The sequence below is a fragment of the Myroides odoratimimus genome (assembly GCF_001485415.1).
In the GTDB taxonomy this organism is placed as follows: domain Bacteria; phylum Bacteroidota; class Bacteroidia; order Flavobacteriales; family Flavobacteriaceae; genus Flavobacterium; species Flavobacterium odoratimimum.
The window spans coordinates 1-11,311 of sequence record NZ_BCMQ01000049.1 but is presented as its reverse complement, the minus strand read 5'-3'; the positions used below and the strand labels follow the sequence as shown (position 1 = coordinate 11,311).

The window sequence follows — 11,311 nt, the reverse complement described above, 5'->3', positions numbered from 1 at the left end:
CAAATAATCCTTTCCTTTATTTCTCTTAAAATCAACTGTTTAATAATTTTGTCGTGTACTAAGCTCTCCAATGATTGTTTGAGCAAACAATCTTAAATCGTCTTTTGTAATTTGACTTTCCATAATAGTTATTTTTTTGGTTAAACAACTAAATTACAATCAAAACAAATGATACTCTGTTTTTGGCAGTTTCAAAGTCTATTTGGCTTTATCTTACTAAGTTTAAGATAATATACGAGTTAGAATTATTACCTTTAATTCATTATGTTTTTTTATAATTCAACCTATCTTTTGTTCTTCTCTTGCAAAAATCAGTAGCCAATAAGGTTATAACATCTAAAATTTTAAGTAAGGTGGTTTCAATATTTAAATCGGAATCATTTATCTCTATAGCTTGTTTATTAGCAATATATTGGATTAGTCGATCTTCTACTTCATATATAAATTCCCTAATATCAATATCGTGATACAGTATAGAAAGAGTTAGATTGAGGTTTTCACTTTCTGCTGTACTTAGATATTTAGGTTTCCAAATACGCAGTTCCTCTATGGAAAATGGACAGTTAATGTAGTCTAAAATATCAGGATTAAGCCAAGTAGTTGGATAATAGTCAGTTTGTAGTAGTACCCATCCTGTTTGTAGCAACCACTTTAAGGTAAATCGAAAACTAGTAACATTTTGTATAAGGAAAGTATCTTCTTTTTTTGAGTTAGAATATATCACTTTAATAACTTCTTGAATTTCATAATAACTGTTTGTATTGAAGATAAGAATGATATTCTCAAAAGGATTACTGGCTTGGTAACCTTCACATGGACTGCCTAAATAGTGTTCCCATACGTGATTATTTGGGGGTAAATAACTGTAATCAGCCCAGCTTATAGCTAAGTAGCTAGCTTCAAATAATTTCAATATAGCATCATATACCTTATAAGGAGGAGGTCCCATAATATCAGTGATGTCTTGATTCCTCTCTAAGGCTTCTTTCCAATGATCTAACATCTTTATCCAAAGGGATAAGTCCATTGGTTTAAAAAAGTCTTTAAATACTTTTTGAAAATTCTGCACTTCTTTGATGCTTAGCAAGGTATAAGAATCCTCTAAATGAGCAAGATGATGATTGATTTTGAAATCCTCTCTAGAGCGATACTCAAACACACAGCGATAAGGGTTTTTAACCCATGGAATATCAATCCAATCATTCCAATATTTGAGTTTTTTTTTCTGATGAATAAAAAAATGACATCCCATAACCATCATTTTAATATCTAGTATAAAAGGGATTTGTCGCTCACAAATTTGCTTTCGCTTTTTTTTGCTAGTGACTGATTCATTAAAGCGTTCTAGTTCTTTTAATAGTTCTCGAAAAGATTCTAAAGTATATGAACTCAAGGCTTCGAATATACCTCCATTGAGTAAGAATTCAGGAATTTCTAATTTGTCGTCAGGTGGGCACCAGTAAATATCTTTCATAATGTTTTTTTTTAGTTCAACTTATATATTTTAGTTTTCTTAGTTTAAAAAGTGATAGTCCATCTCTCTTTGTAGACAATTCGAGAGTAGTTCCTTTAGTAAATTTTTATTGTAATTGTGTTCAAAATTGTTCACTTTCTAAAGAATAAAAAATTCTCGAAAAGGATATTATATCCTTTGTATTTGCATTCTATTTTAGATAATTTAGAATTCTATTTATTTTTAATAACTTTACAATTCAACCTTTTTTAAATCATTGGCTTTATCTTTGAGCCTTCTTAACTCAGCTATTAATTATGGAACATAAAATTCATCAAGGAAGAAATGTAAAGCGTTTTAGAGAAATGCTTGGAATCAAACAAGAAGTTCTTGCTTTTGATTTAGGAGATGATTGGAATCAAAAGAAGATATCTCTACTTGAACAGAAAGAAGTTATTGATAATGCTTTATTACAACAGATTTCTAAGGTGCTTAAAATACCTGTAGAAGCAATTGAGAATTTTGATGAACAGCAAGCAATTAATATAATATCAAGTACATTTAATGATAATGCTTGTGTTGGTGTAGTTGTCAATAATAATATCAATCCAATAGATAAAATTGTTCAACTTCATGAAGAAAAGATTGCTTTGTATGAGCGTATGCTAAAGGAGAAAGACGAAATGATGATGCGTTTAGAGAAGCTGATTCAAACTAAGTAAATGGAGCATTAATAAAAATATGAAAACTTAACCTTATAGTTAGGCTTTTTTTGTGTCTATATAAAATAGAAAAAGCTAGAGTACATCTCATTTTGTACTCTAGCTTTTTTGCTTCATGTATTCTGGTAATTAATACTCTTTTCTCTTTACCAATTTTGCGACCTTCGGGAGAAAAACGAGTGGTCTTTGTTCCTGTTCAAATTTTCAATTTGTAAGGACAAAGACACATCTCGATAATTTAAACGTCATTTCGCTGTGGATAATAATCCATCACTTTTACACTTTACTCCAAAGAAGAGTTATCTCCCAATTCTTTTTTTGTAAATGAGTATATCATATCACAGAATGAGTCTAATTCTTTAATGTCTTCTAATGTAGAATCAACTATAAAATCATTTGGTTTAGGGTAATATTTTACAAAACAGTCCTTATTAAATAGCATTTTTTTCACTGTGGGTAAATCATTTATGTCTTTATAGACCGAGGGATAACACCACTGAATTAAATCCCATAAATAATTTAGATCAATAATACTGGAAATAAAGTCAAGTTTTCTATAAATAAGTAATACAAGTGATTGTTGTATGACAAAATGATAAAGCATCGCTTGTGCTTCACAGAATGTTGCATTACTATTTTCTTTAATATTCAAATAAGCTCTATTAAGTGATTCTAAGCATTCTTGAGTATATTTATTCTTATTGTGTGTTATAGTATCTTCGTCCTTATCATAGCTTATGTAAATTGAATTGCCATAAAATAAGTTTTGGCTAGTAAAATACTTTTTATAAAACTCAAAGAACATAGGAATATTTCTTGTCCAATTACTTGCTTTTTGAAGTAAGACTGTAACTTTAACTTGTCCACTAGTTTGTTTAGTAATTAAATTACTAAACTGCCTAATTTCCTGATAAGTTCTTTTTTGAGTTAATACTACAATAAACAAGTGAATGCCTCTTTCATACTTAAAATCAGTCAATGGAATATTAAAGTATCTCTTTGAAAGAAGAAATACAGATTTAGGTCTATAAAAAGTTTTAAGAGTTTCTTTTACTTGATTCTCTAAGGTGTCTTCCCATGATTCTACACTAGCTTTAGCTTTTTCTATTATATTATAGGTTTCTAATTGCTTAACACGATGTTTAAAAATATCCGAACAATCATTTTTAAAATCTATTGTTAATGCTTCTGCAAATAAATTTAGATTGTCAATTAATAGCTTTATATCATAAACGTCTTCTTTAATAGATGACTGATAGTTTAATATAATTAATAAATATTTAATTGATAAAGGTGGTTTTGTTAAATCATAAAAATCTATACCAGCAATGGTTGTATTTTTATCGAATTTGTTCTTGACTGTATTTGAGTGTGCGACTAGAAATGATAGTACTTGCTCTGTAGTATAGTTTTTCAAAAAAACATCCATAGGAAGAAATATAACTTTAAAGTCTGTTATTATCTCTTGTAATAATTGTTGTAGTCGTTGCAGTATAAAAACAATATTGACACTATCTTGTTCCTCGCTACTAGTATAAGGTTGAAGTAATTTAGTATAAGACTCCTCTTTTTGTTTTAGCCACCTTTTTGTTTTCTTAAGAAAATTCCTTTCTCCATCATTCTGAATGTTTTCAATCTCTTCATCATAAAAGCCATCGTTACAAAATATTAACTGATCTAATTGACAGTTTAAATTATAGTAGATATTATGAGGTGTTTTTTTATTAAGGATTAGTTGGTCCATTTCAATTACGTTAATAATGGTATTATATAATTCAATACTATTATTAACCCAATCTTGATTTACTAATTCCTTCAGAACTTTACCTTCTCCAATGATTGTTATTGTTGGTAGAGTTAATATGTTTGCTTGTGCATGAAATACATAATATATCCAATTATAGGGCTTAGATATAAATTCACTAAGGTTCTCTTTAATATCCTTATGAATACTTGAACTTGAAATTAGGTTTTTACTTGTCAACATAATGTTTGATTTTTAAGTTATTCACTTGCAAGTTGTTTGGATTTTAGTGGATAATATATTCTTACAAAGGATTAATTATTCCTCATTATTTTCTATGGCTCTATTTGGCTAATTATGTCTTACAATGTTTTGAATCACATTGATTTACTTTGCCTTAAGAAATATTAAAAGAGTAGTATATCACTACTCTTTTCTTTTACGGTAATATATGGTTTTGAAAAAAGCAAGCGGGACTTGGGCAGAGCCCTAGTCGCTTGCCTTTTCACTAGCGTTGCAAAGGGCTAGAGTATACTTGAGGTATACTCTGGGGCTTTCAGCCTTGTTAGAAATGTAATTTGGGTATACTTGGGGGTATACTCTTTTTAAGATTAATGAACTAAAAAAGATAAGTATGAAACAGCTAGATACAAGTAGTATTCGCTTTTCAAAACCAGTTAATGAAAAGCTTGAAAAACTCGCTTTAGGATTTAAGCGAAGCAAGAAAGAGTTATTTACTCAGATGGTGGATTACTTCTATAGAAGTAAAAAAGACCCATCAGACTTTGGAGATGAAGTTTTAAAAAAGGAATTATCCTCAGGAATCAGTCGGATAATCTCTTTTATAAAACAACAAGAGAAAGATTTTCTATTGCCAAGTTATACTGATGTAGGGCTTTTAAAAGTTGCTATGGCTCAAAGTAATGATAAACTTAGTAAGATTGATACTCACTTAACTAGAGAAAGTGAGATAAGTACTGCTCTAATAAAGAATACTAAAAGTATAATAGGTGGAATAAGAGTACTAATAAATCATCAAAGACAAAAAGATGAGCTCAAAGAGCAGTTTAGAGAGCTTTTAGAGTATTACATCCATTCACGTGAAGAAATGGGTTGGACAACAGCTAATTCAAAGAAAGAACAGTTAATAGAACATGTAAGACAATCTTTAAATAATATGTAGCTATGTTTATAAATATTACTAATTCAGAAACAGGAAATAACAAAGGGAGCTCTGCAAGACTTGTTGAATACTTAGAAAAAGAAAACAAGCTAAAAGCTAATAACGCAGAAAAAGAACTTTGGTTTACAAATGACAGATACGATGTAACACATCAAGAAGTACGAGTTAAACTTGATAACAACCTAGCTAAGCTTAGTAAAACAGACGATAAGTTTTTCTTAGTTAATATAAGTCCAAGTGAGAAAGAGATCCTTTTTTTAAAACAGAAATACGAGGAAGAGTTACTTCAACAGAAACTAAAAGAATATGCTACTGCTGTTATGGATGCTTATGCACTTAACTTTAAAAAAGATAGTATAACAAGTAGTAAAGATCTTCTTTGGTTTGGAAAGCTAGAGCACTTTAGATATTACTCTAGCACGGATGAAAAAGTAAAAAATAGAGAGGTGAATGTTGGTGATATTAAAGAAGGTGAACAAATACATTTACAAATTATTGTTAGCCGAAAAGATATTACCAATAAGATAAAGCTAAGCCCTAAGAATAATTCAAAGGGTAAAAACATAGCACATTCTGCTAAGTTTGGTCAGTTTGACAATCTCGCTTTTAAAGAAAGTAGTGAGAAACTTTTTGATCAGATGTTTGATTATCAAAGAGGACTTAAAGAGAAGCTTGTGTATTCTGTAACTATGGATAAAGGGAGTGTTGAAGAAAAAAAGGTATTGAACATCTTGGAGCAGATTGAAGATAAACTAAGCGAACCTAGTAAAGCAGAATACCTTCAAGTTATAGAAGATATTTCATTGGACTTCCCTTTAGATTTAGATAACATTATTGAAATATTTCACTCTAAAGGTACTGGGTTGCTTGCAAATTTATTAGCTACTGAAAACAATGAGTATGATGATAATATGCAATTTTCTAAAAAGAAGAAATTAAGAAAAAGTATAGGTTTTAAACATTAATTAAAGTGTTTGTAAAATAAATGAGTTAGAAAAATAATTTATTCCAATTCTATTCAAAATGGTATAAGTATATGTACAAAATATATTTAATACGCAAGAATTATAAGTCTTAATTAACTTAATAAAACATGAAAGTATTCTAATTACATGAAAAATATACTAAGATAAATTATAGGAAAAGTAACAGTAAGTTATGTTTTGAGTCGCTCGAAATTGAGATTTGAGCTTTCCAAACGACTTGAAAATTACTCTAAGTCGTTAGTTTTTGCTTGAAATAGAATGTTAACTCAAAATATTTAGGGGTTTACGGATTTCCGTAATAGAAATTAATTAAATTTTGTTACGTTTGAAAATATATAATATTGCTTAATTCTTTTACTATTCGTACTCAGTGTTATGCAAAATACGAATATAGGTTTGGTTTTACAGAAATATACTATATTTCGTTTCGTATAAAGCAATTTTAATACTATTGTTGATCAAGACCTTAATTTGATGAATGCAAATTTTAAAAAATTGTAATTAACAAGAGTTTTATTACATAGTTCTTCAATTGAACTTTTGTATAGCGAATTTAAGTACTTCACTTTGTTATAAAACGTCACATAATATTTGAAATATATTGAAAATGATGATATATGTGATGCTATATGTGACGTTATATAACAAAGTTTTGAGAAAAATAATATATTCAAAAAAATGAAAAATGAAAAAAAAAAATTATTTTTATATAGATGAAGCTGGACATATTAGCAATGATTCACCTGTTTTTATTCATGGTTGCGTTAAAACAGATTCACCTGAAGCTTTATTAGAATCAATTAATAAAATAAAAGATGAAATTTTAAATGATGATTATTTCATCGAAGATATTGACATAATCACACAACAAGGCTTCCACGCAACAGAAAACCATCCTGATGTGAGAAAGCATTATTATGCACAGTTACATTATTTTAACTTTAGAGCATATTTTGTGGTGCTTAATAAAAAATCTGATTTTTTTAAACAGTTAAAACAACAAAAATCTGAATTTGAAATATTTGAAATATCTTTAAAAAAACTCCTAAGAGATAGAATAGAAGAACATAAATTAGATAAAAACATATTTTATTTTGAAAATATTGAGATTGCAAAAAAATCTTTAAAAAACATTGTGAAAGATATTTTTGAGTCTTTTGATAAGAATTTAGACATCGAGTACCATATTGTAGGTAAAGAAGTAATTAATTTATCAGTAATTGATTACCTAAATTATATTTTATTCAATATTTTGAAAAGTGATAAAAAAAATGAAAGAATGGAAAAAAATTTTAATCTAATTTCACCAAAAATAGGAATTATTAATATATTGCATAACAATGTTTTTTTAGGAAGAAAAAAACAGAACGAAAAAAGAATCAACATACTCAATTTAAAAAGAGAATATAGTGGGTAATTAGGGTAAAATTACGGATATGAGTTCGTATCCGATTATCAGAATAAATTACTATCTACCTTACCCTAATGCCCACTTATATATTTTTGATATGAATTTACTTGAAATAAACACAAAGAAACAATTTTTATACCTTTTAAGATGTAGAGAATCTTTTTTAAATCTTATTAATTCAAGAGAATATGTGATAATTGACTATACAAAAAATGAAAATGTTGATGTTGAAATTTCTGAGGGTACAATTGTTATAGAAAGATTTTATATAGAAAAGAGAAATCCAACTTTAGGTTATCGCACTATATTTAAAAGTTTAAATTTTGAATTAGATTCTTGTCAAAAGATACTAAACTCTTTGTTATTAGATGTTTATACACCTCTAGATTGTGTTCAAGGTTTTGTTCAGAAAAAGAATATAAAAACGAATGCTTCTGTTCATTTAGCCAAGAAGCAAATCCTTAGGCTAGATATTAAAGATTTTTTTGAGACAATTACCAAAGAGCAAATTATTGAATCACTTATTAAACTGGGGGTAAATATTCAAATTTCTGAGTGGATCTCTAACATTGCCTGTGTAGAAGAAAGATTAGTACAAGGTTTTAGTAGTAGCCCAATATTGGCGAACATTGTTGCTAGAGAAATGGATTTAGATATTCTAAAAAATATTGATAGTACAATTAATTATACTCGTTATGCAGACGATTTATATTTTTCTAGTAATTTAAGTAAACCAAATCTTGAGTTGATAGTTGATAGTGTTATTAAATTTGGTTTTAAGATTAACTATGCTAAAACAAAGGTTATGAAAAGAGGCCAAAAACAATATGTTACTGGACTTACTGTATTTGATGGTCTTTTTCCAAGAATTCCAAAAAAAATAAAAAGAGAATTAAGATTAGAAGCATATTATATTGGTAAATATGGGTACGAAGAACATATTATTCATAAACTAAAAATTAAAAAACATCAATTAAAGGATAAAGAAACTCAAAGATTAGTAGTTAATGAAATTGATATAACTCGCCATAGAATATATGGTTGGTTACATTTTATAAATTCTATTGAACCAGAATTCAGTAAAAAAATACTAACTGAATTAAAAAAATAATCTTAAGCCAATCGCTTGTAACAATTAAAAAAAATATCACAAAAGTCAAATACTTGAATAATTTGTTAACTCTATATAATTAGTTATCTTTCTTTTTAAAGTTAGTTTTTGATCTAAAAATTTTCGTTTTAAACTTTTCAAGCTCTCAAAACAAAGGTGTATTAACCATAATTTTATACTATATGACAGAAAAAGAAATTTTAGATACAATTTCAAGATCAGGATATTTATTTGAATCAGAAGTTGTAAAATATCTATCTAATTCGGGATATTTTGTTGAATCAAATGTTGTGTTCAAAGATCCAATAACACAAAAAAATAGAGAAATAGATATTGTCGCTGAAACTTATAATTTTTCCCAAAGTGAAATTTCAACTAAAATCAGATATTTCTTCGAGCTTAAAAACAATTCTTTTCCATTAGTTTTATTAACTGAACTGCAATTTAATCCAAATACACCAGAGGAAATTATAAAAGAAATTGTTACTATTCCTGAAAATTTAAAATATGATTCTTATGAAGGTTATTGGAATGATTTACAAAACCTAGACTTTCCGTTTTTTACTCAGTATTGTTCATTTTTAAAAAAAGGGAATAACGATTTAATGGCAACACATCCTGACGAATTATATAGTAGTTTAAATAAATTGTGTTGGTATTGTGAAGATGAATTTAGAAATCATACAGAAATGTTTGATGAAATGAGTCATGTATATTTTAGACATTGGCTTTATTTACCAGTTCTATTAATTAATGATGATTTATATGAATTAACAATTGAAAATGGAAACTCAAATTTACAAAAAGTACCTTTTTCTAGATTAATGGTTAACTTCTATTATAATGATATACCTAGTTCCTCTATTATTTATGTTGTAACAAAATCGCATCTGAATAATTTCCTCGAAAAAATGAATTCGCTTGAACAGAAAATAATGACAAAAATGAAAAGTTCATTTGAATAACTAATGTTATTTTTTTCAAGAAACATTGCTAATGGCAACGAATAAAGTCCCGTATGTTCAAAACAAATAACTAGAGACTCAAACTCTGTCTTAGCCTGTTTTCTTAACCATTCAAGTAAAGATTCAAATCAATTAAGATCATTTTTGAACTCTCTATGAGTTTGTTTTTCTCGAATAAACACATCTAATGTCAATTTAGTGACATCAATACCTACATAAATTTTAAAAATTAACTGATTAAAGTTGCTTATTGGATATTCCGGTCTAAACTGAACAGGTGATTCCGGTCTAAACTGAACAGGTAATTCCGGTCTAAACTGAACAGGTAATTCCGGTCTAAACTGAACAGGTGATTCCGGTGCAAACGTATGCACCCGAGCAAGTACATCTTGTGAGATCTAATTATTCTTCTACATTATCCAGGATAAGTTTCTTGTAATTATGAGGATATAAGTCAGCGATATTCTTGTGGTTGATGGATTGAATATTTTCAAGAACATACTTTAGCCATTGATATGGATTAATGTCATGCTTTTTGCAGTTAGCAAAAAACGTATAGGCCATAGCTGCTCTTTGTGCTGCATCATGAGAACCGGCAAAGAGATAGTTTTTACGACCAATTGCTACAGGTCTGATTACATTTTCAACAAGATTATTGTCTATCTGCAAGTTTCCATTGTGTAAGTAATCACTTAGATTACTCCATCTTTTTTGAGAGTACGCAAAAGCTTTACCTATTCTACTTTGAGGTAAGGTAAGATTCATCTGAGCAATCATATATTTACCAAGCTTGTTGATGATTGGTAAACTTTCATCTAGACGAAGTTCTTTGATTTGATCAGGAGCTAAGTTTTGTTCTTGAGCTTTTCTCTCTATAGCATATAACTTCTGTATTTCTACTAGTACATGCTGCGCCCTTTTTCTATCGTTATCTAAAGCTTTTTCAAATTCACGTCGAGCATGTGCCCAACAAGCAAGATGCGTTACATCTGACTTATTTCCATAGGCTTGGTAGCTGCTATAACCGTCCGTTTGCAGATATCCTTTGAAATTTTCTAATACAGGTAGTGCAGCACTACCGCTACGAGTAGGACTGTAATTAAACATTACAAGCTTGGATATAGGTGCATGATACACCCAATAGTAGCCAAGATGAGTTTTGTCTTTCTTTTTCTCATCTAAGACTTTGATGGTGGTTTCGTCAACTTGGAGATAACCTTCATTTTTGATGTCCATCACCAGCTTTTGGTATAGTGGTTTTAAAGCATCCATACTTTGAGCGGTCCAACCATCTATTGTAGAAGAAGCTATATCGATGTTTTCTCTTGAAAAGCGTTGCTTCTGTCTATAAAGAGGAATATGATCAACATATTTATCTACAAGTATTGTGGATAATAATCCCTCTGAAGGTATTCCTTTATCTATAATTCGCTCTGGAAGCTCACCAATACTAATTTGAGTGTTGTCTTTACCTTTAGTAGCGTATTTATATCGGATGTAACGCTTGATTTTAAAGTAACCTGGAACATAATCTAACACATCTGTAGTTTCTTTACCAATGCAAATCATATCAGATAAATCTCCCTCAGGATGTATTTCTATTTCTTCTACGGGTAAATGATCTGGTAGTTTAGCTCGTCCTGGATGTTTCTTTTTCTCACGAGAGTAGGTAATCTCTTGTTTGATTACTTCTTCTTGTTCCTCTAAGACTGCTTGTTCAACATCTAAAGGTAATT

The 11,311-nt window shown here is 28.8% G+C and carries 9 protein-coding genes; 6 read left to right on the top strand and 3 right to left on the bottom strand.

Annotation, left to right across the window (positions count from 1 at the left end; genetic code table 11):
• Positions 1-262 precede the first annotated feature (262 nt).
• Entirely contained in the window at positions 263-1,474 is a 1,212-nt protein-coding gene (locus MODO_RS18550; protein WP_006259337.1) for a hypothetical protein, read from the bottom strand.
• A 296-nt stretch (positions 1,475-1,770) separates the two neighbouring features.
• Between MODO_RS18550 and MODO_RS18545 the strand changes: the two genes are divergently transcribed.
• A complete protein-coding gene (locus tag MODO_RS18545) occupies positions 1,771-2,175 on the top strand; it encodes a helix-turn-helix domain-containing protein (RefSeq protein ID WP_006259338.1) in 405 nt (134 codons plus the stop codon).
• 283 nt (positions 2,176-2,458) lie between these two features.
• Here MODO_RS18545 and MODO_RS18540 read toward each other — a convergent pair whose 3' ends face one another.
• On the bottom strand, positions 2,459-4,162 hold the full coding sequence (locus MODO_RS18540; RefSeq protein WP_006259339.1) for a hypothetical protein: 1,704 nt from the start codon (positions 4,160-4,162) through the stop codon (positions 2,459-2,461).
• A gap of 391 nt (positions 4,163-4,553) precedes the next feature.
• Here MODO_RS18540 and MODO_RS18535 point away from each other — a divergent pair, with 391 nt between their 5' ends.
• From MODO_RS18535 to MODO_RS18515, 5 genes are all read left to right on the top strand, one after another.
• Positions 4,554-5,102 carry a BfmA/BtgA family mobilization protein gene (locus tag MODO_RS18535; protein ID WP_006259340.1) on the top strand — a complete coding sequence of 183 codons (549 nt, stop codon included), beginning with the start codon at positions 4,554-4,556 and terminating at the stop codon, positions 5,100-5,102.
• Between the two features lie 2 nt (positions 5,103-5,104).
• Positions 5,105-6,067, top strand: coding sequence for a DUF5712 family protein (locus MODO_RS18530; RefSeq protein WP_006259341.1), 963 nt, complete (start codon positions 5,105-5,107; stop codon positions 6,065-6,067).
• A 706-nt stretch (positions 6,068-6,773) separates the two neighbouring features.
• Positions 6,774-7,505, top strand: a complete 732-nt coding sequence (locus MODO_RS18525; RefSeq protein ID WP_006259342.1) for a hypothetical protein — start codon at positions 6,774-6,776, stop codon at positions 7,503-7,505.
• Between the two features lie 91 nt (positions 7,506-7,596).
• Complete coding sequence (locus MODO_RS18520; protein WP_115283915.1) at positions 7,597-8,610, top strand: reverse transcriptase family protein; 1,014 nt, start codon at positions 7,597-7,599, stop codon at positions 8,608-8,610.
• A gap of 182 nt (positions 8,611-8,792) precedes the next feature.
• Positions 8,793-9,575, top strand: coding sequence for a hypothetical protein (locus MODO_RS18515; protein ID WP_006259344.1), 783 nt, complete (start codon positions 8,793-8,795; stop codon positions 9,573-9,575).
• Between the two features lie 402 nt (positions 9,576-9,977).
• Here MODO_RS18515 and tnpC read toward each other — a convergent pair.
• A partial coding sequence (gene tnpC / locus MODO_RS18505; RefSeq protein WP_059051223.1) for an IS66 family transposase occupies positions 9,978-11,311 on the bottom strand: 1,334 nt, incomplete at its 5' end.

Excerpts from the sequence above, each read along its gene's own strand:
- MODO_RS18515 (WP_006259344.1), top strand. The coding sequence starts at position 8,793 with ATGACAGAAAAAGAAATTTTAGATACAATTTCAAGATCAGGATATTTA.
- MODO_RS18525 (WP_006259342.1), top strand. The coding sequence starts at position 6,774 with ATGAAAAAAAAAAATTATTTTTATATAGATGAAGCTGGACATATTAGC.
- MODO_RS18540 (WP_006259339.1), bottom strand. The coding sequence starts at position 4,162 with ATGTTGACAAGTAAAAACCTAATTTCAAGTTCAAGTATTCATAAGGAT.
- MODO_RS18550 (WP_006259337.1), bottom strand. The coding sequence starts at position 1,474 with ATGAAAGATATTTACTGGTGCCCACCTGACGACAAATTAGAAATTCCT.
- MODO_RS18530 (WP_006259341.1), top strand. The coding sequence starts at position 5,105 with ATGTTTATAAATATTACTAATTCAGAAACAGGAAATAACAAAGGGAGC.
- MODO_RS18520 (WP_115283915.1), top strand. The coding sequence starts at position 7,597 with ATGAATTTACTTGAAATAAACACAAAGAAACAATTTTTATACCTTTTA.
- MODO_RS18535 (WP_006259340.1), top strand. The coding sequence starts at position 4,554 with ATGAAACAGCTAGATACAAGTAGTATTCGCTTTTCAAAACCAGTTAAT.
- MODO_RS18545 (WP_006259338.1), top strand. The coding sequence starts at position 1,771 with ATGGAACATAAAATTCATCAAGGAAGAAATGTAAAGCGTTTTAGAGAA.